The 24,251-nt window shown below is 67.2% G+C and carries 23 protein-coding genes; 12 read left to right on the top strand and 11 right to left on the bottom strand.

Annotated features, from left to right (window positions below; all coding sequences use genetic code 11):
• Positions 1-71: 71 nt before the first annotated feature.
• The gene (locus APZ15_RS25830; protein WP_027790028.1) at positions 72-1,691 is read left to right on the top strand and encodes a histidine-type phosphatase; all 1,620 of its coding nucleotides are present in this window, start codon (positions 72-74) and stop codon (positions 1,689-1,691) included.
• A gap of 90 nt (positions 1,692-1,781) precedes the next feature.
• Here the strand turns inward: APZ15_RS25830 and APZ15_RS25825 are convergent, their stop codons facing one another.
• The 3 genes from APZ15_RS25825 to APZ15_RS25815 form a co-directional block, all read right to left on the bottom strand.
• Positions 1,782-2,312 (bottom strand): YcxB family protein, encoded by a 531-nt coding sequence (locus APZ15_RS25825; protein WP_027790029.1) that lies wholly within the window; start codon positions 2,310-2,312, stop codon positions 1,782-1,784.
• A gap of 231 nt (positions 2,313-2,543) precedes the next feature.
• Entirely contained in the window at positions 2,544-3,212 is a 669-nt protein-coding gene (locus APZ15_RS25820; protein ID WP_027790030.1) for an alanyl-tRNA editing protein, read from the bottom strand.
• A 35-nt stretch (positions 3,213-3,247) separates the two neighbouring features.
• Entirely contained in the window at positions 3,248-4,267 is a 1,020-nt protein-coding gene (locus APZ15_RS25815; RefSeq protein WP_027790031.1) for a sterol desaturase family protein, read from the bottom strand.
• 94 nt (positions 4,268-4,361) lie between these two features.
• On the opposite strand from APZ15_RS25815, the gene APZ15_RS25810 reads away from it, so the two are divergent.
• Positions 4,362-5,408, top strand: coding sequence for an AraC family transcriptional regulator (locus APZ15_RS25810; RefSeq protein WP_027790032.1), 1,047 nt, complete (start codon positions 4,362-4,364; stop codon positions 5,406-5,408).
• Between the two features lie 74 nt (positions 5,409-5,482).
• Positions 5,483-5,788: a hypothetical protein gene (locus APZ15_RS25805; RefSeq protein ID WP_027790033.1), complete on the top strand. Its 306-nt coding sequence runs from the start codon at positions 5,483-5,485 to the stop codon at positions 5,786-5,788.
• A gap of 34 nt (positions 5,789-5,822) precedes the next feature.
• Here the strand turns inward: APZ15_RS25805 and APZ15_RS25800 are convergent, their stop codons facing one another.
• Both APZ15_RS25800 and APZ15_RS41840 read right to left on the bottom strand, forming a co-directional pair.
• Positions 5,823-6,119 carry a hypothetical protein gene (locus APZ15_RS25800; protein WP_027790034.1) on the bottom strand — a complete coding sequence of 99 codons (297 nt, stop codon included), beginning with the start codon at positions 6,117-6,119 and terminating at the stop codon, positions 5,823-5,825.
• Positions 6,120-6,406: 287 nt separating this feature from the next.
• Positions 6,407-6,682 carry a hypothetical protein gene (locus APZ15_RS41840; protein WP_162269108.1) on the bottom strand — a complete coding sequence of 92 codons (276 nt, stop codon included), beginning with the start codon at positions 6,680-6,682 and terminating at the stop codon, positions 6,407-6,409.
• Here APZ15_RS41840 and APZ15_RS25795 point away from each other — a divergent pair.
• Complete coding sequence (locus APZ15_RS25795; RefSeq protein ID WP_027790035.1) at positions 6,585-8,153, top strand: EAL domain-containing protein; 1,569 nt, start codon at positions 6,585-6,587, stop codon at positions 8,151-8,153. The genes APZ15_RS41840 and APZ15_RS25795 overlap by 98 nt on opposite strands.
• A gap of 91 nt (positions 8,154-8,244) precedes the next feature.
• Here APZ15_RS25795 and APZ15_RS25790 read toward each other — a convergent pair whose 3' ends face one another.
• The 4 genes from APZ15_RS25790 to APZ15_RS25780 all read right to left on the bottom strand — a co-directional run bounded on the left by APZ15_RS25790 (position 8,245) and on the right by APZ15_RS25780 (position 10,984).
• On the bottom strand, positions 8,245-9,165 hold the full coding sequence (locus tag APZ15_RS25790) for a hypothetical protein (RefSeq protein WP_027790036.1): 921 nt from the start codon (positions 9,163-9,165) through the stop codon (positions 8,245-8,247).
• Positions 9,162-9,536, bottom strand: a complete 375-nt coding sequence (locus tag APZ15_RS41160) for a hypothetical protein (protein ID WP_138143403.1) — start codon at positions 9,534-9,536, stop codon at positions 9,162-9,164. Before APZ15_RS41160 ends, APZ15_RS25790 begins: the two co-directional genes overlap by 4 nt.
• 317 nt (positions 9,537-9,853) lie before the next feature.
• Positions 9,854-10,351 (bottom strand): hypothetical protein, encoded by a 498-nt coding sequence (locus APZ15_RS41155; RefSeq protein ID WP_138143402.1) that lies wholly within the window; start codon positions 10,349-10,351, stop codon positions 9,854-9,856.
• 258 nt (positions 10,352-10,609) lie between these two features.
• Positions 10,610-10,984: a nuclear transport factor 2 family protein gene (locus APZ15_RS25780; protein ID WP_027790038.1), complete on the bottom strand. Its 375-nt coding sequence runs from the start codon at positions 10,982-10,984 to the stop codon at positions 10,610-10,612.
• Between the two features lie 103 nt (positions 10,985-11,087).
• Here APZ15_RS25780 and APZ15_RS25775 point away from each other — a divergent pair, with 103 nt between their 5' ends.
• The 4 genes from APZ15_RS25775 (at position 11,088) to APZ15_RS25760 (ending at position 16,364) form a co-directional block, all read left to right on the top strand.
• Complete coding sequence (locus APZ15_RS25775; protein WP_027790039.1) at positions 11,088-12,068, top strand: LysR family transcriptional regulator; 981 nt, start codon at positions 11,088-11,090, stop codon at positions 12,066-12,068.
• A gap of 184 nt (positions 12,069-12,252) precedes the next feature.
• Positions 12,253-14,649, top strand: coding sequence for a DNA polymerase II (locus APZ15_RS25770; protein WP_027790040.1), 2,397 nt, complete (start codon positions 12,253-12,255; stop codon positions 14,647-14,649).
• Positions 14,650-14,804: 155 nt separating this feature from the next.
• Positions 14,805-15,128: a DUF4148 domain-containing protein gene (locus APZ15_RS25765; protein ID WP_027790041.1), complete on the top strand. Its 324-nt coding sequence runs from the start codon at positions 14,805-14,807 to the stop codon at positions 15,126-15,128.
• A gap of 108 nt (positions 15,129-15,236) precedes the next feature.
• Complete coding sequence (locus APZ15_RS25760; RefSeq protein WP_027790042.1) at positions 15,237-16,364, top strand: J domain-containing protein; 1,128 nt, start codon at positions 15,237-15,239, stop codon at positions 16,362-16,364.
• Positions 16,365-16,432: 68 nt separating this feature from the next.
• Here the strand turns inward: APZ15_RS25760 and APZ15_RS25755 are convergent, their stop codons facing one another.
• A complete protein-coding gene (locus APZ15_RS25755) occupies positions 16,433-17,809 on the bottom strand; it encodes a pectin acetylesterase-family hydrolase (protein ID WP_027790043.1) in 1,377 nt (458 codons plus the stop codon).
• Between the two features lie 66 nt (positions 17,810-17,875).
• A complete protein-coding gene (plcR, locus tag APZ15_RS25750) occupies positions 17,876-18,595 on the bottom strand; it encodes a phospholipase C accessory protein PlcR (RefSeq protein WP_027790044.1) in 720 nt (239 codons plus the stop codon).
• 430 nt (positions 18,596-19,025) lie between these two features.
• On the opposite strand from plcR, the gene APZ15_RS25745 reads away from it, so the two are divergent.
• The 4 genes from APZ15_RS25745 (at position 19,026) to APZ15_RS25730 (ending at position 24,245) form a co-directional block, all read left to right on the top strand.
• Positions 19,026-20,252: an amino acid deaminase/aldolase gene (locus APZ15_RS25745; RefSeq protein WP_027790045.1), complete on the top strand. Its 1,227-nt coding sequence runs from the start codon at positions 19,026-19,028 to the stop codon at positions 20,250-20,252.
• Positions 20,253-20,317: 65 nt separating this feature from the next.
• Entirely contained in the window at positions 20,318-21,730 is a 1,413-nt protein-coding gene (locus APZ15_RS25740; RefSeq protein WP_034195987.1) for a D-arabinono-1,4-lactone oxidase, read from the top strand.
• Positions 21,727-22,911 (top strand): MFS transporter, encoded by a 1,185-nt coding sequence (locus APZ15_RS25735; RefSeq protein WP_027790046.1) that lies wholly within the window; start codon positions 21,727-21,729, stop codon positions 22,909-22,911. The genes APZ15_RS25740 and APZ15_RS25735 overlap by 4 nt, the downstream gene beginning before the upstream one ends.
• A gap of 137 nt (positions 22,912-23,048) precedes the next feature.
• Positions 23,049-24,245, top strand: a complete 1,197-nt coding sequence (locus APZ15_RS25730; protein WP_027790047.1) for a porin — start codon at positions 23,049-23,051, stop codon at positions 24,243-24,245.
• Positions 24,246-24,251 lie beyond the last annotated feature (6 nt).

Genomic DNA, 24,251 nt, shown 5'->3' with positions numbered 1-24,251 from the left:
CCGGGCTTGACCCATCCCTCCCGGAAACGGGACGACGCGAAACCGCATCGTCCCGCCCGTTGCACACCACGATGACACGCCCGACCCGCACCGCCGCCGCCCTCGCCGTTACCTGCCTGCTGCTCGCCGCTTGCGGCGGGGACGATTCGACGCCGCCCGCGGCCTCGGCCGACAACAGCGGCTCGACGCCCGCACCGCAACCGCAACCCCAGCCCACGCCGGCACCCGCGACCTATTACCAGACGAAGACGCCATACCGTCCGCAGCAGGACGCCGCGACGTACGAAGCACCGCCCGCCGGCTACGCGCCCGTCTACACCGAACTCGTCGCGCGCCACGGCTCGCGCGGGCTGTCGGGTTTCAAGTACGACGGCGCGATCTACGCGATGCTGGTCAAGGCCGAAGCCGACGGCGCCCTGACCGCGCTCGGCGCACAGCTCAAGGCCGATACGTACGCGATGATGAAAGCCAATGCGCTGCTCGGCTATGGCGTGGCGGGCATCTCCACGCCCGGGTACGGCAACCTCACGCAAACCGGCATCCGTGAACACCGGCAACTCGCCGCGCGCCTCGCGCAGCGGCTGCCCGCGCTGTTCTCGGCCGGGAACCGGCAGATCGTCGTCGTCAACTCGGGCCAGGATCGCGCGGTCGACAGTTCGACCTTTTTCTCCTCGTCGCTCGTGGCCGCGCAACCGGCACTGGCTCCGGCGATCACGCTGCCGGCCGCGCCGGCTGGTTATCCCGCGAGCGCGCCGGTCGTGCAGCCGGCCGGCACCAACCGTTTCCTGCTGTACTTCCACTCGCTGAAGCCGGCCACCGACCTCGTGACCGATACGGGCAATCCGTACTACGCGACCTACCAGGCGAGCCAGGCCTACCAGGCTTATGCGAGCGACGCGACGGTGGCCGCGAAGCTCAACGCGATCAAGGCCGCGCCGCAGGCGGCCGACGTCGCGCAAACGGTACTGTCCGCGCTCGTGTCGCAGGCATTCATCGCGAAGCTCGGCACCAGCGGCTACACGTTCGCGAACACGGGCACCTATGCGTTCACGTCGGCGGACGGCAAGTTCACCAACACGCTGAAGGGCGACGGCAAGACGAAGATCGCGACGGCTGTCGATGCGGTGAACGTGCTGTACAACCTGTTGCAGGTCGCGCCCGCGATGACGGCGGAAACGGGCGGCGTCACGATGGAGAAGTACATCGGCGCGGAGCAGGCGCAGTATCTCGCGTATCTGCAGGATGCCGAGGACTACTACCAGAAGGGGCCCGGTGTCCAGGAAGCGAACCCCGTCACGTACCGGATGGCGAAGGTGCTGCAGGACGATTTCTTCGGCGAAGTCGATGCGATCGCGCGCGGCGACCTGACCCGTGCCGCGAAGCTGCGCTTCACGCATGCGGAGATCATGATTCCGTTCGCGTCGATCATGCACCTGAAGAACGTGTTCGTGCCGACGCCGCAAGCGCAGACGTACACGTACGCGAACAACCCGTGGCGCGGCGATCAGGTGTCGCCGATGGCCGCGAACATGCAGTGGGATGTCTATCGCAACGGATCGCGGCTCATCGTGAAGATGCTGTACAACGAGCGCGAAACGGATTTCCAGGCTGCGTGCGATGGCGCGAAGCTCGCGCCGGGCAGTCACTTCTATGACTACGCAGGGTTGAAGCAGTGTTACGGGTATCAGTGACGTGATGCGGGGAACGCCGCGCGCGACAAGCCCGTTTCGACACCCGGACGATGCACCTCGTCCGGGTTTCAGCATGCGCGTGCCTGCCTGCTAGATCTTGCGGACGCCGTTCTGAAGCAGCGTCCGGTGCAGGAGGTCCACCTGCGACGCCGCGAGCACCCGCTTCGGGATGAGGCGGAACATCACCGCCGACTGACAAAGCAGGATCACATAACGATCCTCGCTCCAGTGAACGAGATCCGCAAAACGAAATTCCTCGTGCGAGGTCGGGGATTCGACCACGAAATGGTCGCTGCGCCAGATGACCGTGTGCGGCTGCTGGAGGGTCTTTTGCTGGCTGTAGATCTTGCGAGCGGCACGACGCAACAGCAGATGGTTGAGCAGCGGCACGCCGATCGTGACCACCGCCGCGATTCCCGCCATCCACCAGACATTGCGCCAATCCGGAAACGCGCCGCTTGCCACCCGGAAACCACCGAACAAAAGGACGACGTACGCTATCGACGTGATCGCGAATGCCTTGAGCAGATATTTCCAGTTATATCTGCGCCAAAGATTCAGGCGGTAAGCGTGGACCAGATCGTCCACCGTCGGTTGAAACACGATATCGGTATCGCTCATGTGCGGGCTCGGAATGTTCGCTGTTTTTTTATACTTGCGCTGGATTGTTCACCGCGAGCGCCGCGATCCGGACAGTCGGCGATGCGTGCGCAGGGTGACCTGCAAACGAGGCCGCGCGAAATCGCCGGCCATTCGATGCATGGATCGCCAATATACATGCGCAGAACGCGTACTCAGGCGAATCGCGTATCGGAGGCGGCGCTCAACCTGTCGGGCATGCACTTCCGACGCTCACGCAACCCGCCCGTCCGCCATCCCGGGCTCGACCAGCATCACCTCGATCCGCTCCTTGCCCTTCCCGGTGTTCTTGCGCTTGAGCGTCAGCATCCCGATCTCGCCGGTCGACGCCGGATGCGTGCCGCCGCAGGCCATCGTCGCGAAGCCGTCGACCGTCCAGAAGCGGCGTTGCGCGTCGACGTCGCTGAAGTCGGTCACGATGCGCAGGTCGCGCATCGACAGATCGGCAGCAGCCGATTCGATCTCCGGAAACAACGGCGACAGGCTCGTGTCGCTCGCGAAGTCAACGCGTGCCTTGTTCGGCCCGATATGCGCGCCAATGCGCTCGATACCGGGCCGGAGCCGGTAGACCAGTTGCAGCACCATTTCCGCCGCGAAGTGCAGACGCATCAGCCGGTACCGCCGCACCCAGTCGATACGCCAGGTCACGCGATCCCCGACGTTCAGCGAATGATCGTGCGGCAGCGTGTAGACGATGTCGAGACCCTGCTTTTCAGCGTGGATGACCTGATAGCCGCCGAGCGAACCTGAGTCGCTTTCCTGCCCGCCCGAAAACGCGAAGAAGATGGTCGCGTCCACCCGCACGCGTTCGCCGTTGACGTGCGTGACGACGGTATCCAGCGTGGTCCGGTACGGATCGTCCCAGAATACTTTCTTCGTCATCGCCGCCGCGCCTTTCGCCGAGGAAAGCACGCAGGTTAGCCGGATCGCGTCGGGGTGGCTTGTACGATCTTGCGCCCGGATGCCGGTGCGTCGTCGCCTGGCGTGACGAGCGGCCCCGGCCCGGCCTCCCCCTCACCCTTGCGCTCGACGCTCCACGTATGGATCGGCCGATGCCCCGGCCGCTCCCATTCGGGCGGCATCCACAGATGCTTCAGCCGCTGCAGGATCGGCCCCGGTGCGAATACGTCACGCCACATGTCGACGAATTCGTGCAGGTTCAGCACCAGGAAGTTGTACGAACGAATCTGCTGCGTGATCCCGTAGTCGACCGGCTCCGTTTCCTCGACATAGGTGCCGAACAGGCGATCGAAGACGATCAGCACGCCGCCGTAGTTCCTGTCGATATAGCGCGGATTGCGGCCGTGATGCGCGCGATGGTTCGACGGCGTGTCGAACACGTACTCGAACCAGCGCGGCAGCCGCCCGATCGCTTCGGTATGCACGAAGTACTGGTACACGAGATCGACCGCGAGCAGGAACAGCACGACCGCGGGCGGGATACCGAGCCAGACTGGCGGCAGGTAGAACAGGAACACGCCGACGAACGCGTTCAGCAACGACTGCCGCATCGCCGTCGTGAAGTTCATCACTTCACCGCTGTGATGCGGCACATGCGCGGCCCAGAACCAGCGCACGCGGTGCGACGTGCGATGAAACCAGTAGTAGCAGCATTCCACGACGACGAAGATCGGCACGATCGTGAGGCCGTTCACCGGCACGTCGAACAGCCGGTGCCGGTAGACCCACGCGAAGATCGCACCGGTGAACAGGAGCCCCATCACGGTCTCGGCCACCTGATAGCCGGCGCCGAGCGACAGGTTCGCGACGATCTCCTTCCAGCGAAACGGCTCACGGCGCCCGCGCCCGGTCATCACCGCGTATTCGATCACGAACGCGATCAGGAAGACCGGCGTCATGCCGATCAGCAACACCTGCTTCCAGTCCACGTCGTTACCCAGGAACGCATGGAGCCACGTCATCAACTCGGTCGGCATGTTCGCAGCCTCGATCAGGAACTGGCCGGCAGTATGGTCGCGCGCGGGTCGCTGCGCGTTGACACTTGCCGACGATTACTTGACACTTTCCGCCATGCCCGCCGCCTCCCCGCTTTCGACGCAGCGCGTCTACTACTCGAGCACCTACGTGCGGCTGCTGTTCGACTACCTGTCCGAGCAGGGCAAGGATGCCGCGCGCGTGCTGGGCGAGGCGCGGCCGCCCGAGGACGACCGCGGGCTCACGCTGTACGCGAGCGCGCACTGGCGGCGCCTGCTCGAATGCGCGGTGCGCGTGCTCGACGATCCGCTGCTCGGCCTGCACGTCGGCCAGCGGATCACGCCCGCCCATCTCGGCGCGCTCGGCTACGCGCTGCATGCGTGCCGCGATGCCGGCGCCGCACTCGCGCGCTGGCAGCAATACGAGCACCTGATCGCGAACGTCGCGCGCATGGAAGTGCGCGTCGAGGCAGCGTCGGTCGCGATCGAATGGCACGATGCGCCCGAGCCGCTCGGCCCGCTCGTCGACGAAGTTGCGCTCACGGCCATCGTCCAGTTCGCACGCAACATCACCGGCACGCGTGACGGGCCCGACGAAGTCTGCTTCGTGCACCCGTCGCCCGGCGACGATCGGCCCTACGTCGATTATTTCGGCTGCCCGGTGCGGTTCGGCCAGCCGGTGAACCGCCTCGCGTTCCCGCTGCACCTGCTCACACAGCCGCTGCGCCAACCGGACGACGCGCTGCTGCGGATGATGGAACGCCAGGCAAGCGCGCTGCTGGCCGAGCTGCGGCAGACGGACGATCTCGAACAGTCGGTGCGCGAAGCCGTCGCGCGCCTGCTGACGCAAGGCGAAGCGAGCATCGAACAGATCGCGTCGGACCTGCATGTGTCGTCGCGCACGCTGCATCGGCGGCTTGCCGAACTCGGGCTCAACTTCCGGACACTGCGCGAGGACACGCGGCGGCGGCTCGCGATCGACCACCTGAACGATCCGCGGCTGACCCTCGCGGAAGTCGCGTGGCTGCTCGGGTATTCGGAACACAGCGCATTTACGCGCGCCTTTCGGCGCTGGACCGGCGAATCGCCGCAGCAGTGGCGCAGCCGGCAGCCCGCGCGGACGGCGAGCGTCGCGCGCGGCTGAGCGCGGTGCGCAACCGTGCCGCCGACGAACTCGCGTCCACCCGCGCGGTCGAACGAGCATCGCCGGAGAATCCCATGAAACGCGTTGCCGCTGTCGCTGTCCTGACCCTGCTTGCCGCCGTCAGCTTGCCGGTAGCCGCCGGTGCAACATCCGGCAGCGCCGGGCCGGCACCCGTTCAAGCGCACGCGAACAACTGCGTGCCGTCCCGCAACGCCACGCCCGACGCGCGCTCGCCGTCGAAGGCGCCGCCGATCCGCGTATGCGTCAGCGATTCCAATACGCAACTGAACCTGCCGTGGTTCCTGACCGACGTCCTCACCGCCGTGGACACGCATCAGTCGGGCGGTGACCTGCTACGCAAGATGCGCGACGATTTCTGAACGCGGCCCGCGCGACGCGCGGGCACCGCATCGTTCACTCATCTTCGGACGCCTGCAGCACCTGCGTGAACGTACCGACCATGTCGGCCCACATCGCGGGGTCGGCAATGCTGCGCAGCAGCGCAAGCACTTCCTTTCGTTCGCCTTTCGAAAGCGGACCCTGTGCGCCGCTGATGGTGTTGTAGCGCGGCGTGCCGCGCGAAGCGAGCGCGCGATCGAGCACGTAATTGCGGGCCTGCCCGTTTACGTCGATCCGGATCCACAGCGAACCGCCGTCGGCTGCGGCTGCACCATCGATCACGATGACCGTGGGCACGGTATTTTCTTCCATCCCGAAGCTCCGGCGAGACGTGCGACCGTATCGCGCGGCGACCGAACGTGGGCCGCGGGCAGGTCGGCAAAGACAACATCCCGAAAGAATGTTTCCTGTCGAGACACAATGACAAAATTACACCAATTGTTGAATAACAATATTTCGTAATCTCTCGTCACATCTTATACTTGCCGCGCACCATCCTCGTGCCAAGAGACGGTGTTTTTTCGTCCCGGCCGCAAGACCATGCGGCCGGGGATTTTTTCGGTACGTTCCGCCAATTCATATGCGCCGGATGCGCATGTTCATGGAGGCAAGCCTCGGAATGAACGGCCAATTGCGACGAGGCTGTCACGGATGTCCGTCGCGACCGTAGAATCGATCGCATCGAGATGGCGGCGCGCATGACGCAGGCGTGCCGTCGATGTATCGACCGGTTCGACTTGCCTCTCCCAACACACAACACCAAAGGCGACCGCGGGAATGTCGGCGTTCACGCCAGGCTCGAAACCAGTTTTCCAGCGCAGCGGCGCCTGGCCGCGGGTCGTCTTGTTCGTCGCCGTTATCGTTTGCGTACTCATGCCGGTATTCGCGATCGCGCTTGCCGACCGCTATGCGCGCGATACCGTCATCGAACATGAACGCGTCGTGGCGAACGACATCGTGGCATCGGTCGACCGCATCCTGGACGGCGCGCGCCTGCGACACGTGGATGAACTCACCGCACTCGTCGGGCGGCCATGCGCGACGGTATTCCGGACGCTCGCCGAGATAGGCACGCGCCTGCGCTACCTGCGCGCCGTCGCGCTGGTGTACGACGGCCGTGTCATGTGCTCGTCGGCGCTGGGAGCAATCGACTTGCCGCTGGGTGCGTACACGCACGAGCCGGAACCGGGTTCGACGCTCGTCACGCTGCTGCGCCAGACGCCGTTCCAGCAGGGCATCCCGGTGCTGCCCGTGTTTTACGCCACCGCGCCCGGCGCGGGCGTGCTCTACCTGGTCGAAGGCGACTACGTGGCCGACGCGCTCGCGCACGGTGCCCGCTACGGGACGGAAACCGCGACGCTGTCGATCGCGGGTTCGGGCCATCTCGATCAGCACGGGAAGTTTGCGCCGGAATCGGCCGCGGAACCCGCAGGCGGCAGCACGATCGTGTCGCCCCGCTGGCCGTTCACGGTGTCGGTTGCGGCATCCCCTCACTACGCGTCGCAGGTTCGGCATCACTATCGGCTGATCGGCATCACGATCGTGCTGCTGGCGGATGGCCTCGTGATGGCGGCCTACCTGCTGGCGATGGCGCCGCGCCGGCTGCTGCTGAAGGCCGTGCGCAACGCGCTCAGGCGCGACGAACTCCATGTCGTGTACCAGCCGATCGTCGAGGTCGGGACGCGCAGGACCGTCGGCGTCGAGGCGCTGCTGCGCTGGCAGCATCCGAAGTGGGGGGCCATCAGCCCGGCGGTGTTCATCCCGCAGGTCGAATCGAGCGCGGTGCTGCCGAAAGTGACCGAATTCGTGCTGCGGACCGCCGTGTCGGAACTCTCCGCGCTGACGCCGTCAATGCCGCTGCGCATCGCCGTCAACATCGCGCCGAAGGATCTCGAGCGCACGCGGTTCGTGTCCATCGTCGAGAATGCGATTCGCGCACTGCCGCCCGGCTTTACGCTGGTGCTCGAAGTCACCGAGCGCATCCTGCTCGAGAAGAACGCGCGGACCACCGCGATCTTCCATGCGCTGAGAGCGAAAGGCGCGAAATTCGCGATCGACGATTTCGGCACGCATCACAGCAATCTCGACATGCTGTCGCGTTTTCCGTTCGACTACGTGAAGATCGATCGCCAGTTCGTCTCGCAACTGAACGGCGGCAGCGCGGGATTGATCGAGGGAATCGCGTCCGTTGCGCATCACTACGACCTGAAGATCATCGCGGAGGGCGTGGAAACGGAAGCGCAGCATCGCGCGCTGCAGACGGTCGGGATTCAGTATGCGCAGGGGTATCTGTATCAGCGGCCGCAACGGGCAGAGCACTTGAAGCAGGATGTCGCGTGGGTGTAGGGCGCCGGTGCGTGCGCCGATGCGCACGCTGCCGAATCGCCGCGGGTCGTCTCGTCGTGCACGCGGATCACGCCATATCCGCTTGCGGGTTTCACGCCGACGGCATGCCTTGCGACGGTCCAGCGGTCTCGCGACGCGCAGCGGCATAGAACACGCGGAACCACACCCAGTAGGCCGCGCCGGTTGCGGCGAGAACGACGACCGGCATGATGCCGGACATCAGGCTGGCTATTCCGAGCACGTCGCCCACGAGGCGCAGCACCGCATAAGCCAGCAGCAGGACCGATGCCATCGACGCAAGCGACGCCCCCAGCAGACGCCGGACGTGCAGTCGACCGAGATCGCGAGGCAGGCCGAGCATCGCGCCTGCGAAGACGATCGCGGCGGGAACGACGATCCCCCCGACGTAGTTCAGCATCACTAGCTTGAGATCGTCGTCGAAATAGTCGAGCAGGATCATCACGGCCTGCGTCATGAAGAGCAGCAATACGCTGGCAAACAACCAGGCCGCGAGACCCGCAATGCGCCGCCGCGCATTGCCGCGCGGCGCCCCGGGCAACGCGTCGTTGCGAAACAGGTGGGTGACGAACCACCACGCAAGCCAGGCGACGAGCGCATAGAGGACGGCGTTCACCGGCGCGATGAGCGTCACGATGTGCGTCAGGCTGAGGGAACCGCCGCGCAACATGCCCACGAGCGCCTGGAATACCAGTACCTGCGCGGCCTGCCAGACCAGCAGGCACAACGCAAAGGCCGTCAGCGGCAACGCGGGGCGACGGAATGCAAGCTGGTCCCGATACTCTCCGTGCCAGCGGACGATCAGGAACACCAGGCCGCTTCGAAACACCAGGCTCCCGATGAAAGTGGACAGTTGCACGGCCAGCATATTCACGGACGGCGAAGACTTCGTCGACCACACGTAGAGGCCGATCAGAAATTGCGCCGTGGTAATGACCGCCGCGATGAGCGCGGCGATACCGGGTAAAGAAATTTGCCGGGAGGAAGCGTTCATGGGGAGTCCGGGGTAATTGAGTTCATCGGCAATGCGTGCGGCGCCGCACCTCCAGGCAAACCGAACAGCCGCGCCATCCCCGCAGCAACAGGACGGCCGGGCATCCGCCGGGAAAATGCGCGTGTGCGTTTCGTGCGGTGCTTCCGGGCAACGACCCACGGCACCAATCGGGGCGACACACCGGTTGCGACCGTTTCCGCCGAACCGGCTGTCCGGTCAAGACCCTCGAGCGTGTCGCGCAGAAGGGCCCGCCCCGGCAGCCCGAGGACGAGCGACAGCGAGTCGAATGCAAGCGGGATCAGTGGATGCGTGCGGTTCTGCGGTCGATTGCCTTCGCTCAGGTCGAGCGACAGGCCGGTCGACTGCGGCATGGAGGCTTTCACCAGCGGCGACTGGAAACGAGGCAGGCGAAGTCAGGTCGGCATGCGTCATGCGCTCCCACGCAGCTTGCGCGATGTGTCGGCACGTCATCGCGACCGATGCAGGGCTGCCCGGCCCTGCGGTGGGGAATCGGAGCACGATTGCCAAGCCGGGAATGGAACGCGACAAGCAATGCTTGCCGAGCCGGCCGTTCCGCAATTGCTTCCATCATGCGGTGCGCATTCATGGCGCCTCTCTCAGAATGATGTTGTTCTTGACCGGCGATTCTACGAATGATGATTCCGTGACGTCAATCGGGCCGGATTCGTCAGCATGCCGGCGGATGATCGGGATCGGACAGGCATGTGTCCCGATAGGCGTCGTCGACGGCGCGCAGAAACGCCTTCCGTCCGTTCTCCAATGCCGTGGCCGTGTGCGCGTCCGGCGAGACAGGCATCACGCGGCCATCAGGCGACATCGAATATCCGAGATCGACGAACGCATCGTCCGGCGCGCGCTTCGTTCCGATCCAGTAGCCGATCGAAACCGAGCTGGCAACGCCGGTCGCGCCGTTGTAACCCACTTCGAATCGTCCGGCCTTGAAGATGCGCGGCCGCATTTTTTCCGCATAGGCCAGCACTTCGGCAACCGTTGCGCCATCTTTTGTCCGATGCTGCCTGACCGCCTGTATCCAGTTGGCTTCCGTGGTCGCCGGCAATGCCTTCACTTGCGGGGAAGCGCATATCGCACGCCCGCTTCCACACAGGCAGGCCGCAACGACGACGCAGCCGGCAACACGTGCGACGCGATCAATCGCGAGTTTCATTCAATGATCCTTGACGGGTTCAATCGAGCCCGAATCTTACGATCATCGGCCCGGATGCCGGAACGGTATCGCGCACCCCGTCCCGGCACAGCCCCGCCCAAGCGCTGAAATCGGCCGCCCGGGCATCCACGACGAGCGGGTGTCTCGACAGCGTTCGAGCAGGTTCCCATTACGGATTCCCCCCGTCGATCCCGCGACACCGCATTTCGTCGGCGCAAAAAACCCCGGGAACCCGACGCGCATCTGCCGCGCGGCGCTTCAGTCGAACGTACGCACCACGGCGGACGCCTTGGTCGCGATCAACCAGCTGCCATCCACCTTGTGCATGACGAAGTGATCGTTGAACAACCGGTTGCCGATCCGCACCCGCACCGTCGCCGTTGAAAGGCCGTCCGACACATGCGCCATCGAGAGGATCGCCTCGTCCCTGGGCGCGCCGGTCGATCGCGGACTCGGCCTCCCGTTGATGAGCGCCGCATACTCGTGCGACGCCAGCGTGCGAAACCGGCCTTCGTCGAGCCACTGAATCATGCAGCTCGGGTGAAAAACCTTGTCGAAGTCGCGGCTCTTCGGCTCATAAGCCAAATTGAAGTAGTCGTCGATCAACGCGACTACGGCCTGGGTCTGGGTCATGGCTGGCTTTCCTCGATAGTGAACCGCTCGTATAGTGAGCGATCGCCCCCGCCCTCGGCTACGGCGACCCGGTTATCGCTGCCATTACAGGAACACATGGATCATGGAAGACCTCGACGGAGGACTGGTAAGCGGCTTGCTTGTCCTTGCGGCCCTGGCCGAATCCGGGAGCTTCGGTCGAGCGGCCTCCCGCCTCGGCAAGACTCAGCCTGCGGTCAGTCGCGCGATCCAGCGGCTGGAGGATCGCCTGCGCGCGAAGCTCGTGCATCGCACCAGCCGGCACGTCGAAGTGACGGACGCGGGCCACGACCTGTTGTCGAAGGTGCTGCCGTTACTGCAGGGGATCGAGGAAGCGACCGCCGGCACGTCCGGCCAGACCTCGGTCGCCAGCGGCACGCTCCGCGTGGCGTGCGATGCCGCGTTCGCCCGCCTCGTGCTCGCGCCGGAGCTGGCCCGGTTCATGAAGGAACACCCCGCTCTGCACCTGAAGCTGGAGACCCGGAACGACCTCTCGGACCTCGTCAGCGACGGTTTCGATCTCGCCATCCGCTTTGGCCCCCCATCCGTTTCCACCTTGGTCTGTCGAAGGCTGTACAGCCCGCGGGTGCTGACGGTGGCCGCGCCGTCCTACCTGGAGCGGCGCGGCCGGCCGAGGTCGCCGCAGGATCTGGTCGACGACGGCCACGAATGCATCCTGGCCATCGACCCGGCTACCGGCCGCCCCTTCGACTGGGAGTTCTGGCGTGACGGCGAAAAAGTGAAAGTGGCCGTAACCGGCAGCCTGACCGTCACGGATGCGGGCACCAAGATCGGCGCCTGCGTTGCAGGCTTCGGGATCGCCCAGGTGATCGACCTCGGAATCGACACGCACCTGCGTGCCGGCACACTGGAGCCGGTGCTGACCGACTGGTGCGACGAGACGTTCCCGCTTTATGTCTACTACCCCAGCCGGAACCACGTTCCGGCCAAGGTGAGAACGTTCATCGACTTCGTCGTCGGCATGATGCCCAGGCTGCAGTCCAATGGCTACGGCGCGTGCCGGCGACCGCCATCCGCCGTGCTCGAAACGCTGCGGCGCGAGTAGTCGCCTTCTTTCCGTCGCGCGCCGGACGCCAATCGCCTCGAAAAACCGAACGCCAGCCGGCACGCGGAAGATCGCGCATCGCCCGCCGGCTTCCTGCCACCTGTTGCCACGCGCGCCCCCGTCGGCACGGCCGCCATTCAAGCGCTAAAATCCGCCGCCTGGGCATTCACGACGAGCAAGCGTTTTGACGGCGTTCGAGCAGGGTTTCATCCTCACCCGCCACTGGCGGGACACCGCATCCGGCATCGAGATCGAGTTCTGGCTGGCAACCGAACACGGTCCGCGCCGCGTGCGCCTGCGCCCGCAGGAAGCCGTCGCGTTTATCCCCGCCGAACAGCAGGCGCTCGCCGAACGCACGCTGGCCGGCGAGCACGACGCCGAGTTGCGCCCGCTCGCGCTGCGCGATTTCCGGCAGCGCCCCGTCGTCGGCCTCTATTGCAAGCGCTATCGCCATCTGTCCGGGCTGCAAAAGCGCCTCGCCGCAGCGGGCGTGGACGTCTACGAAGCCGACGTGCAACCGCCCGACCGCTACGCGATGGAACGCTTCATCACGGCATGCGTGCAGTTTCGCGGCCGGCCCGGCCGCGACGGCACGCTGACCGGCACCGAGCTGAAAGCCGCGACCGGCTACCGCCCGGCCCTGCGCTGCGTGTCGCTCGACATCGAAACCAGCGTCCACGGCGAGCTGTATTCGATCGCGCTCGAAGGCTGCGGGCAGCGGCAGGTCTACATGCTCGGCCCGCCGAACGGCGATGCAAGCAGCGAAGCAGGCAGCGACGCGGGCACGCGGGACTTCGACCTCGACTATTGCGACAGTCGCGCCGCGATACTCACGCGGCTCAACGACTGGTTCGAAACACACGATCCCGATGCCGTGATCGGCTGGAACCTCGTGCAGTTCGACCTGCGCATCCTGCATGCGCATTCGGAGCAATACGGCATCCCGCTGAAGCTCGGGCGCGGCGGCAGCGTGCTCGACTGGCGCGCGCACGGCCAGCAGCCGGACCACTTCTTCGCGGGCGCGGCCGGCCGGCTGATCCTCGACGGCATCGACATGCTGAAATCCGCGACGTGGACGTTCCCGTCGTTCAGCCTCGAATACGTGTCGCAGGCACTGCTCGGCGAAGGCAAGTCGATCGACAATCCGTACCAGCGGATGGACGAGATCCAGCGCCGCTTCGATCACGACAAGCCGGCGCTCGCGCGCTACAACCTGAAGGACTGCGAGCTCGTCACGCGCATCTTCGACAAGGCGGACCTGCTGTCCTTCGCGCTCGAACGCGCGAGCGTGACGGGCCTCGCGGCCGATCGCACCGGCGGGTCGGTCGCGGCCTTCACGCACCTGTACCTGCCCCGCATGCACCGGCTCGGCTACGTCGCGCCGAACCTCGGCGACGTGACGGGACAAAACAGCCCCGGCGGCTTCGTGATGGATTCGCGCCCCGGGCTGTACGACTCGGTGCTCGTGTTCGACTACAAGAGCCTCTACCCGTCGATCATCCGCACGTTCCTGATCGATCCGGTCGGGTTGATCGAAGGGCTCGCGAATCCCGGCGACGACGCATCGGTGCCCGGCTTTCTCGGCGCGCGCTTCTCGCGTACCGCACACTGCCTGCCCGATATCGTGCGCCGCGTGTGGGAAGGCCGCGACGATGCGAAGCGGCAGCGCAACGCGCCGCTGTCGCAGGCGCTGAAGATCATCATGAATTCGTTCTACGGCGTGCTCGGCTCGACCGGCTGCCGCTTCTTCGACCCGCGCCTCGCGTCGTCGATCACGATGCGCGGGCACGAGATCATGCACCGCACGCGCGAGCTGATCGAAGCGCAGGGCTACGAAGTGATCTATGGCGATACCGATTCGACGTTCGTGTGGCTCGGCCGCGCGCACGACGACGACGAAGCCGGCGCCAAGGGCCGCGCGCTCGTCGAACACGTGAACCGCTGGTGGCACGCGCACCTGCGCGACCAGTTCGGGCTCGAGAGCGCGCTGGAGCTGCAGTACGAGCGGCACTACCGCCGCTTCCTGATGCCGACCGTGCGCGGTGCGGAAGAAGGCAGCAAGAAGCGTTACGCGGGCCTCGCGGCGGCGGCCGACGGCGGCGAGGATCTCGTGTTCAAGGGGCTCGAAACGGTGCGCACCGACTGGACGCCGCTCGCGCAGCAGTTCCAGCGCGAGCTGTATCGACGCGTGTTCAGCCGCGAGCCCTACCAGGACTTCATTCGCGACTACGTGCAGCGCACGCTGGCCGGCGAATTCGACGACCAGCTCGTCTACCGCAAGCGCGTGCGCCGGCCGCTGCGCGAATACGAGCGCAACGTGCCGCCGCACGTGCGCGCGGCGCGGATCGCCGACGAGTTCAACCACGCGCAGGGCCGGCCGTTGCAATATCAGCGCGGCGGCTGGATCAGCTACGTGATGACGACGGCCGGCCCCGAGCCGCTCGAGACGATGCGCTCGCCGATCGACTACGCGTTCTACCTGAGCCGCCAGTTGCAGCCCGTCGCCGACGCGATCCTGCCGTTCCTGCGCGACGATTTCGAACGCGTGATCTCCGGGCAGGGGCAGTTGTTCGGCGATTGACGACGTGGCGGCACGGCGGCACGGCACGCCCGTCGCCCACTGTGGCGCATTCCGGAAACACAGTTCACCCGGATTCGGCATTTATCCGGCCGGCATGGATTCCTAAACTTGCTTCGTCGGTTCGCTGAACCGCCACGCAACCGTCTGAGGAAATCATGAAATCGATCATCGCCACCGTCGTCGTCGCCACCGCTGCCGCGACTGCCCTGCTCGCCGCGCCTGCCGTGTCGTACGCGCAGTCGTCGCACTCGACGCTCACGCGTGCGCAGGTACGCCAGGAACTGTTCGACCTCGAAGCCGTCGGCTACGACCCGGTCGCCAGCAACGGGGACAACTATCCGGGCGACATCGTCGCCGCGCAGGAGCGCCTGACCGCCAAGCGTCTCGCGGCACGCAACAACGCCGCTGCCGCCTATGGGCCGGGCGGCACGCCGGGCACGGATGCGGGCGCACCGGCAGTCGCGGCGCCGCGGCCGTAACGCGCGGCCGGAAGCGCCGGCGAAGCAGGCCGTTGCGCGCCGCCGGCCGCACATCCGGCTAGAATACCGGCCTGCTGCGCGTCCTGCCGCGGCCGGAGGACATTCATCATGACCGCACGACGCGGTGCCGCGGTCGTCATCGCGCCCGGCCACGAGACAGCCAGCCTGTCGAAAGCCCAGAAGACGTTCAATACGCTCGTCCAGCAGATCGAAACGCGACGCGAACGTCTCGGCGCATGGGACGCCGTGACACCGGCCTTCCAGAAGAAATTCGTCGACGGGCTGCTGCCGCTCGAGCAGGCGGCGACGGCGTTGCGGATCAGCCTGCTCAACCGGCTCGACGACGCGTTCCTGCAAAAGGGCTTGAGCAAGGCCGAGCAGCGCACGCTGTCCGACGTGATCGTGAACATGGCGCGCGACCTGCTCGACGTCAGCGACGACGCGCAGTTGAAGATCATCTACAACCGGCACCGCGCATCCGGCGACGACGACCGTACGGCAGCCGATCGCGCACGGCCGAAGCAGGCACCGGAGCCTGCGCCCGCCCCCGCACCGGAAGACGATCTCGACACGCTGTCGCCCGACGAACTCGCCGAGCGCATGCAAGCCGAGCTGGACGAACAGTTCAGGCGCGACATGGCCGAGCACGAGGCCCGCGAGGCGCAGCGCGCGAAACGCAAGAAAGCGCCCCGGCAATCGGCGGCGCAAGCGAGACGCGAAGCCGAGCAGGCCGAATCGAGCAAGTCGATCCGCGACGTCTATCGCAAGCTCGCGAGCGTGCTGCATCCCGATCGCGAAACCGATCCGAAGGAACAGGAACGCAAGACCGTGCTGATGCAGCGGGTCAACCACGCGTATGCGAAAGGCAACCTGCTGCAACTGCTGGAACTGCAGCTCGAGATCGAGCAGATCGACCGGCGCGCGATCGACGGCCTCGGCGAAGACCGGCTGATGCGCTACAACGGCATCCTGGAGGAACAGGTGCGCGAGCTGGACCAGGAGATCCGGCACGTCGAAACCCACTTCCGCCGAACCTACGGCATCGCATCGTCCGTCAAGATCGCGCCCGATACGGTCATGCGGATACTGACGCGCGACATTGCCGGCATGCAGCGCAGCAACCAGGACCTGACCATCGTGGTGCGCGAATTCGACGACCCGGACAACGTCAGGGAATGGCTGAAGGAGATGAAGCGCCGGCCGGCATCGTCCCGCTTCGACGACGATTCGTACTGAACGCGCACGCCCGGCGCAACGTCGGCGCGGCGCGGCGCAGTGCAGCGCACCGCGCCTCCGTCACCCGTTCACGCCCGGTGCCCCGAGATCGGCCCCGCTTCGCCGGTCAGGTTGAACACGCTGTCGATCCACGCGAGAAACGTCGAGAACGTGAAATCCGACCACTGCTGCGTGCGGAACGCCTTCATCACCGGCGTCTCGGCCGGGTCCTGCTGGTTCAGCAGGTTGTCGACGAAGGTGCCGATATCCGCGTCGGTGCCGTTCTCGTGGATCCCCGACCCGGTGAAGCTGACCGCCGTCACCTGATGGTTGGCGATGAAGTCGTTGCGCGCCCACGGCATGAAATAGCCGAAGTTCGGCAGTGGGTTCAGCGTCTGCTTCAGCCCGTCCAGCTCCTTCCCGAACATCGCGAGCGACAGCGCATCCTTCGTCGCGTCGTCCGGCGCCGCGATCACGGCCGGCACGAACGCGCGATAGTGATACGCGGCGATGATCTTGTCGCGCTGGTAGCTGGAAAAACCGAAGCGATCATGCGGAAAGGTCGCCGACAGCGCCGCGTACGCGCTCCCCATGTTGCCGGGGTCGAACCGGCTGGTCAGGCGGCTGTTCACGGTGATCATCCCGTCGGGGCCCGTCATCCCCCACTCGGTGCGCACGCGGTCGTACAGGCCGACCGACGGATGCGTGGCCGCGTCCGCATCGAACGGCGTGTTGAACACCGTGCCGGCGTCGTCGAGCAGCGAACTGTGCGCCTGCGGCTGCAGCGTGTTGCGCAGCGTCGCGTAGTTCGCGAGCGTGCCGTAGCCGCCCGCGCTCATCCCGTACACGAGCAGCCGGTTCGGCTTGCCGAAGCCGTGCGACGTCAGCCACTGCGCGACGGCCTGGATGTTCTTCAGCCCGCTGTAGTGCTGCAGGCGCCAGTCGCCGGACGGCGACGTGTAGTTGCGCACCGCGCTGCCCATGTGGATATCTCCGGTGCAATAGGGCACGAAAACCTGTGTCCATTGCTGCGTTTCGACCTTCGGCTCGCCGACGAGAATGTGCGCGAGATCCATGCGCGTCAGCAGCGGCGACAGGAACGACGACAGCAGGCTCTCGTTCGCGGTGCCGTTCATGTAGTTGTGCGGGATGCCGTCCGGGTTGAAGCCGCCGAGGCCGGCCTCGGCACCGGTCGACGTCTGCGTGCAGGTGCCGTAGTCCCAGCACGCGCCGCCCGGCTCCATCATGTACAGCAGGTTGTCCGACTGTGCGCGATTGATGTAGAAACGCATCGGCGTGCCGTTGCCGCACGATGCACCGGTGCTCTCCGGCAACGTCACTTCGTACCACGAATAATAAGGAACCGACGGATCCGGCATCGTCGTATCGGCCGCGTGACCGTTCAGTGCCGCGCAACCGAGCAGCGCGGCAACGGCCGCGCGCAGCAGGCATCGTGCTGTTGACATCTCCCCTCCTTGTCGATGGACATGACGCGGCCGCCGGGCGCCGCCCCGGCCGCGCGGATTCGGCGCTCAGTGCACGCCGGACGGTGAAGCGCCGTCGAACAGCTGGACGCGCAGCGCCTGCAGGCGTTGCGCGATGACGGCTTGCTGCTGGTCGGGATCGGGAATGCTCGCCTGAACCTGCCGGACGACGTCGCGGCTCTGCTGTTCGTACGAGAGATAGCGCGGGTCCTGCGCCGGCGACGGGCCGACCGTCCGCTGCGCATAGGTGTCCCATTGCGCGCGCATCGACCGGATCGCCGCGCCGCGCGTCGCGGGGTCGGCTTCGGTGTCGGTCAGCAGCGCCGCGCTCAGCGCTTCGGCCTGCACGGGCACGATCTCGTTGCGCGCGACGTGGTCGGGAAGTTCGTCGAGAATCCGGCGCGCGAGCGCGTCGCGCTCGGTTGGCGGCAGGCTGTTGCGGCGATCGCCGTAAGCGGCGACCTCGTCGCGGAAGCGCGCGAATGCGACGACGCGCTTCACTTCCGCGTCCGCATCGGGGCGCCCGGCAAGGCTGCGGCGCAGCGCGTCGACGTCGAGCCGTCGCTCCTCGGGGCCCGGTGTCGCGGCGCCGACACCGGTACCGAACGTATCGGCCGCGCCGGACGGTGTGCCCGCCGTCGCGACCGGCGTGCCGGACGACGCGGCCTGCGCCGGTGTCGCCGCTTCGTATCGCCAGATCGCGACGGCGGCCACGCCGATCGCCGCGATCGCGCCCGTGCGCCGCCAGAGTGCCCTGTTCTTCTTCACGTCGCCTCCTCGTCACGTCATGCCGTTCTTCGCCGGTGCATCCGCGAGTAGGTTCTAGGTCGAATCCGGCATGCAGTCAAAAGCGGCACTAGAACGCGGGCACTAAACCCGCGCACAGCGGCGATGGCCGGCAAGACGTTTGAAACGCATTTCGTTGTCGCATCGGCACGCGCGTGATGTCGAGCGTCGTGCCCGTCCGGTGGTGGTTCGCGCCGGCACACGCCATGTGCGCCGCGACACCAAGCAAGCAACGATCCACCTTCACGGGGCGCGACGCTCACGCTTGCGCGTGGCCGATACGGATGGCCGGATAAGACCCGTCGAACGACCCGCTGAGCGCTTGGTCGTCATTTTGGCCGGCCCTATGCTGGTTTCCGACACGCGCCGAACGGTCGGCGCGGCACACACCCCACCCAGCCGAGCCCGTTCCATGAGCCGTGCAGACCTTCCGCATCGCGCACCCGCCGCCGTCCACGACTATCCGACCTACCGCGACGCGCTCGCGGGCCGCCGCCTTCCCGCCGCATTCGTCGATCTCGACTGCCTCGACGCGAACCTCGCCGACCTGAAGCGCCGCGCGCGCGGCCTGCCGATCCGGCTCGCGACGAAATCGGTACGCTCGCGCGAACTGATCGGCGCGGTGCTCGCCGCCGGCCCGTTCATGCAGGGGCTGCTGTGCTATTCGGCCGCGGAAGCCGCGTGGCTTGCGGACGGCGGGTTCGACGACATCGTCGTCGCCTATCCGACCGTCGAAGCCGACGATCTTCGCGCGGTGGCCGCGCAGCTCGGGCGGGGCCGCTCGATCACGCTGATGGTCGACGATGCCGCCCAGGTCGACGCGATCGACCGCCTCGCACGCGCGGAAAGCGTGACGATCCCGCTCGCGATCGATCTCGACATGTCGTCCGCGTATCCGGGCCTGTATTTCGGCATGTACCGCTCGCCGGTGCGCGACGTGGCCGCCGCACTCGCCCTCGCGAACCGCATCGGCGAGCGGCAGCACGTGCGGCTCGACGGGCTGATGGGTTACGAAGGACAGATCGCCGGCGTGGCCGACACGGAGCCGGGCAGCGGCGCGCGCAACGCGCTGGTGCGCCACCTGAAGCGCCGCTCGGCGCGCGAGATCAACGCGCGCCGCCACGCGGCCGTACAGGCGCTCGCGGCGGCGGGCCATACGTTGCGCTTCGTGAACGGCGGCGGCACCGGCAGCTTCGAAAGCACGCTGGGCGACGCGTCGGTCACCGAGCTCGCCGCCGGTTCCGGCCTCTACGCGCCGGCGCTGTTCGATCACTATGCGGTGTTTCATGCGCAACCCGCCGCCGGCTTCGCGCTGCCGGTCGTGCGGATTCCGCAGCCGGGCATCGTGACCTGCTCGGGCGGCGGCTATATCGCATCGGGCCCGGCCGGCAAGAGCCGGCTGCCCCGCCCGTGGCTGCCGGCCGGCTGCACGCTGATCGACAACGAAGGCGCGGGCGAGGTGCAGACGCCCGTGCGCGTGCCGCGCGGCGTCGCACCGGCGATCGGCGACCCGATCCTGTTCCGCCACGCGAAGGCCGGCGAACTGTGCGAACGCTTCAACACGCTGCTGCTGATCCGCGGCGGCCGCGTGGTCGGCGAGGCGCCCACCTATCGCGGCGAAGGCAAGAGCTTTTTCTAGCGGGCCGCGCGGCCCGTCGTTCAAACCGTTCACCTCATTCGATCGACAACCACGGAGACAATGCCATGTGGCGTAACTGGTCGGGATATGTCTGCAGTCCTGATGCAACCGTGTCGACGCCCGCGTCGCACGCCGCGCTCGCGGCGGCGCTGCGCGACGCGGCGGCAGCCGGCGCCACCGTGCGCGCGGCCGGCGCCGGGCACTCGTTCTCGCCGCTCGTGCAGACCGACGACGTGATCCTGTCGCTCGACGCGATGCAGGGCGTGATCGACGTCGACCGCGACCGGCGCGTCGCGCGCGTGCATGCCGGCACGCGGCTGTGGGCGCTGGGCCCGGCGCTCGCCGCGCACGGCCTCGCGATGGAGAACCTCGGCGACATCAACGTGCAGTCGATCGCCGGCGCGACCAGCACCGGCACGCACGGCACCGGCATCACGCTCGGCAACCTGGCGACGCAGATCGACAGCCTGACCATCATGTGCGCGGACGGCAGCGAGATTCGCGCGAGCGCCGACACGCATCCCGAGCTGTTCGCCGGCGGCCGGATCGGGCTCGGCGCGCTCGGCGTGCTGACCGAGATCGGCCTGCGCCTCGTGCCCGCGTTCAAGCTGCGCCTCGAGCGCGGCGGCATGCGGCTCGACGATTGCCTCGCTCAGGCGGACGCGCTGATCGCCAGGCATCGCTCGTTCGAGTTCTACTGGTTCCCGCACACCGACACCGTGCTGACCAAGGCGTGGGACATGACCGACGAGCCGGCCGACGCAGTGCACTGGGCGAGCCGCGCGTCCGAGTCGTTCCTCGAGAACACGGTGTTCGGCGCGCTGTGCGGGCTCGGCCGGCGCGTGCCGGCGCTGTGCCCGGCGCTGAGCCGGCTGTGCGCATCGACCGTGTCGGCGGGCCGGCACGTGGATGCGAGCTACGCGATGCTGTCGACGGTGCGCCGCGTGCGCTTCAACGAAATGGAGTGGTCGGTGCCGGCCGACCGCGGCGCCGACGCGCTGCGCGAAATCCGCGCATTCATCGCGCGCCGCAGCTTTCCGTTGATGTTCCCGCTCGAATACCGCTGGGTGCGCGGCGACGACATCTGGCTGAGCCCCGACTACGGGCGCGACAGCGTACGCATCTCGGCGCACCAGTATCGCGGGATGCCGTTCGACGCGTATTTCTCGGGCGTGCAGGCCATCTGCCGCAATCACGGCGGGCGGCCGCACTGGGGCAAGGTGCATGCGATGAAGGCCGCCGAGCTGGCGGCGTGCTACCCGCACTGGGACGATTTCCTCGCGCTGCGCGAGCGGATGGACCCGCACGGCCGCTTCCTGACGCCGTACCTGCGTACGCTGTTCGGCCTGCCGCAAAGCGCAGGCGCAAACGCAAGCGCCACCGCTCGCGCCACGCCGGCCCGCCGGGGGGCACACCCGATGTACGAAACGGCCGGCGTCGCGCAAGACCGGCCACGATCCGGCCAGGAGGCCTCATGAGCACAGCCACGCTGCACGCGGCCGCGCCGTCGCGTCCCGATCCGTCGACCGGCGCCGTCGTCCGCCTTGCGCTCGCGTTCGCGGCCGCCACCAACGGCCTGATCCTGTCGCCGTTCCTCGTCGCGGCGGTGATGACGCGCTTCCGGCTCGACGAGGGCACCGCGACCGCGCTCGTCAGCGCCGAGATCCTCGGCATCGCGATCAGTTGCGCGCTGCTGTCGCACCGGATCGCGCGCGCCGCGCGGCCGTTCACGCTGGCCGGCCTGATCGGCACGATCGCCGGCCAGGCCCTCGGCGCGGTCGCGCCCGGCATCGTGTCGGCGGCGCTCGCACGCGGGATGACTGGGCTGTTCGAGGGGATGCTGTTCGTCGTCGTCGCGTCCGGCGTGTCGCAGCGCGCATCGACCGACCGCCTGTGGGGGCAAATCAACCTGCTCGCGGGCGTCGTCAACGGCGGCATCCTCGTGCTGATCTCCGCGCTGCCGGCCGCGTGGCTCGGACGCTGGGTGTTCGCGCTGCTGGCCGCCGTCGTCGCCGTGCTGGCGCCCGCGATCCGCGGCATCGACGCGTTCGCGAGCGCGCCCGCGCAGGCCCGCTTGCGCGCCGGCACGCTGCCGTGGCGGCCGGTGATCGCGATCTGGGTCGTGACGGCGCTCGTCTATGGCGTGCAGGCGTCGCAATGGGCGATCGCCGGTTTCGTCGGCGAGCGTGCCGGGCTGTCGCCCACGACGATCGGCGTTCTGCTGTCGGTGTCGTCCCTGCTCGGCTTCGTCGGCGCGGCGATTCCGTCGCATCCGGCCAGCCACCGGCACCGCCTCGCGCTGATCTGGGCCGCGCAGCTCGCGATGATCGCGTCGATCGAATGGTTCTTCGGCGCGCGCGGCGGCAGCGCGTACTTCCTGAGCCAGTTCGTGCTGAACAGTGCGTTCTTCGTGATCGTGCCGTTCCTCACCGGCATGCTGTCCGACGTCGACCCGGACGGCTCGCTGGTCGCGCGCACGCTCGTCATCACGTTCTTCGCGGCCGGCATCGGCACCGCGCTGTCGGGCGCGCTGCTCGGCCGCTTCGGCGGCACGCGCGTCGCCCACGTGCTGTGCGTGGCCGTGCTGGCCGCCGCCCCGTTCGTGCGGCTGGCGCTGCGGCGCGCGGCACCCGCTGCCGTGGCCGGCGCGGCGCCCTGACCGCAGTGCGCCATGCCGTGGCCGCGACGCACCACGAGAATGGCCGCCGCGGCCTTGGCCCGCGCAAATTTGGCTTTCTACAGTCGTTCCCGACGGCACGAGCCGTCCGTCCCCAGTTCGATGCGGAGTCCAGAAGAATGAATCGTCACGATAGCGTTCGCGCCGCGTGCTGCGCGATGATGGTCCTGGCCGGTACCGGTGCGCACGCGCAAGGCAACGTGACGCTGTACGGCGTGATCGATGCGGGCATCCGCTACGAAACGCACGGCGTGTCGTACGGCGCCGACGGCACGCCGGTGTCGACGGGCCGCAAGATCTCGATGGCCGACGGGGGCGGCCTGACGGAAAGCTACTGGGGGCTCAAGGGCAACGAGGATCTGGGCGGCGGGTTGTCCGCGCAGTTCAACGTCGAAAGCCACTTCGGCCCCAACAGCGGCGCCATCGTGCCGGCCGGCTCGCCGAATTTCTTCCAGGTCGCGTACGTGGGGCTGACGTCCACTACGCTTGGCCAGCTCTCGCTCGGGCGCCAGTACAACGTGCCGTTCGAGATGGCGTCGCTGACCTTCGGCTCGAACCTGTGGGCCGGCCCGCAGGACCCGTACTTCAACCTGTTCAAGCCGGAGCAGACGATGCTCGCGGGCGCGCGCACCAGCAACATGATCCAGTACGGCGCGCAGCTCGGCAGCTTCTACCTGCTCGCGCAATACGCGCCGGGCGGCCACGCGGGCGGCGGCGTGCGCGGCGGCCAGCTCGGCGCGGCCGCCGCGTATGCGCCGGACAAGGGGCCGTTCACGGTCGGCGCATCGTTCATGCGCAGCTGGGACGACGTCACGCACGGGAAATTCGACATCTACACGGGCGGCGGCTCGGTGACGATCGGCAACGCGACCGTCAATGCCGGCTACATCGAGAACGCACGCGACAACGACTTCACGTCGTTCGAGAACGGCCCGTTCAGCCCGACCGATCTGGCGGGGCTCGGGATCATCTCGCCCGCGCAGGTCGTCGACCCGACCGTGCCCGGCGGGTTCCGCCGCCGCAAGATGGCGCTCGCGGGGCTGACCTACCGCTTCACGTCGGCGTTCACGGCGGCCGTCAACGCGTGGTGGACGCAGCAGTCCGGTTATACGGCGGATTTCGACGGCCGTGCGCGCCAGTTCCAGGTGATTGCCGGCTACAGCCTGTCGAAGCGCAGCATGCTCTATGCGGAAGTCGACTACGCGATCTACCGCGGCGGGCTGGTCGGCGCGCAATTGGTCGGCGTGAACGGCCAGGCACCGAGCACCAGCATCACGCAGCTCGGTGCGACGGTCGGCCTGCGTCACTACTTCTGAAGCGGG

This window comes from Burkholderia cepacia ATCC 25416 (genome assembly GCF_001411495.1).
Taxonomy (GTDB): Bacteria; Pseudomonadota; Gammaproteobacteria; order Burkholderiales; family Burkholderiaceae; genus Burkholderia; species Burkholderia cepacia.
Note: the sequence above shows the minus strand (reverse complement) of the source record. Positions and strands in the feature narration are given on the sequence as shown.

What these genes read in the sequence shown, in the direction of transcription:
- APZ15_RS25830 (WP_027790028.1), top strand. Translation starts at nt 72, where the DNA reads ATGACACGCCCGACCCGCACCGCCGCCGCCCTCGCCGTTACCTGCCTG.
- APZ15_RS25825 (WP_027790029.1), bottom strand. Translation starts at nt 2,312, where the DNA reads ATGAGCGATACCGATATCGTGTTTCAACCGACGGTGGACGATCTGGTC.
- APZ15_RS25820 (WP_027790030.1), bottom strand. Translation starts at nt 3,212, where the DNA reads ATGACGAAGAAAGTATTCTGGGACGATCCGTACCGGACCACGCTGGAT.
- APZ15_RS25815 (WP_027790031.1), bottom strand. Translation starts at nt 4,267, where the DNA reads ATGCCGACCGAGTTGATGACGTGGCTCCATGCGTTCCTGGGTAACGAC.
- APZ15_RS25810 (WP_027790032.1), top strand. Translation starts at nt 4,362, where the DNA reads ATGCCCGCCGCCTCCCCGCTTTCGACGCAGCGCGTCTACTACTCGAGC.
- APZ15_RS25805 (WP_027790033.1), top strand. Translation starts at nt 5,483, where the DNA reads ATGAAACGCGTTGCCGCTGTCGCTGTCCTGACCCTGCTTGCCGCCGTC.
- APZ15_RS25800 (WP_027790034.1), bottom strand. Translation starts at nt 6,119, where the DNA reads ATGGAAGAAAATACCGTGCCCACGGTCATCGTGATCGATGGTGCAGCC.
- APZ15_RS25795 (WP_027790035.1), top strand. Translation starts at nt 6,585, where the DNA reads ATGTCGGCGTTCACGCCAGGCTCGAAACCAGTTTTCCAGCGCAGCGGC.
- APZ15_RS41840 (WP_162269108.1), bottom strand. Translation starts at nt 6,682, where the DNA reads ATGAGTACGCAAACGATAACGGCGACGAACAAGACGACCCGCGGCCAG.
- APZ15_RS25790 (WP_027790036.1), bottom strand. Translation starts at nt 9,165, where the DNA reads ATGAACGCTTCCTCCCGGCAAATTTCTTTACCCGGTATCGCCGCGCTC.
- APZ15_RS41160 (WP_138143403.1), bottom strand. Translation starts at nt 9,536, where the DNA reads ATGCCGCAGTCGACCGGCCTGTCGCTCGACCTGAGCGAAGGCAATCGA.
- APZ15_RS41155 (WP_138143402.1), bottom strand. Translation starts at nt 10,351, where the DNA reads ATGAAACTCGCGATTGATCGCGTCGCACGTGTTGCCGGCTGCGTCGTC.
- APZ15_RS25780 (WP_027790038.1), bottom strand. Translation starts at nt 10,984, where the DNA reads ATGACCCAGACCCAGGCCGTAGTCGCGTTGATCGACGACTACTTCAAT.
- APZ15_RS25775 (WP_027790039.1), top strand. Translation starts at nt 11,088, where the DNA reads ATGGAAGACCTCGACGGAGGACTGGTAAGCGGCTTGCTTGTCCTTGCG.
- APZ15_RS25765 (WP_027790041.1), top strand. Translation starts at nt 14,805, where the DNA reads ATGAAATCGATCATCGCCACCGTCGTCGTCGCCACCGCTGCCGCGACT.
- APZ15_RS25760 (WP_027790042.1), top strand. Translation starts at nt 15,237, where the DNA reads ATGACCGCACGACGCGGTGCCGCGGTCGTCATCGCGCCCGGCCACGAG.
- APZ15_RS25755 (WP_027790043.1), bottom strand. Translation starts at nt 17,809, where the DNA reads ATGTCAACAGCACGATGCCTGCTGCGCGCGGCCGTTGCCGCGCTGCTC.
- APZ15_RS25745 (WP_027790045.1), top strand. Translation starts at nt 19,026, where the DNA reads ATGAGCCGTGCAGACCTTCCGCATCGCGCACCCGCCGCCGTCCACGAC.
- APZ15_RS25740 (WP_034195987.1), top strand. Translation starts at nt 20,318, where the DNA reads ATGTGGCGTAACTGGTCGGGATATGTCTGCAGTCCTGATGCAACCGTG.
- APZ15_RS25735 (WP_027790046.1), top strand. Translation starts at nt 21,727, where the DNA reads ATGAGCACAGCCACGCTGCACGCGGCCGCGCCGTCGCGTCCCGATCCG.
- APZ15_RS25730 (WP_027790047.1), top strand. Translation starts at nt 23,049, where the DNA reads ATGAATCGTCACGATAGCGTTCGCGCCGCGTGCTGCGCGATGATGGTC.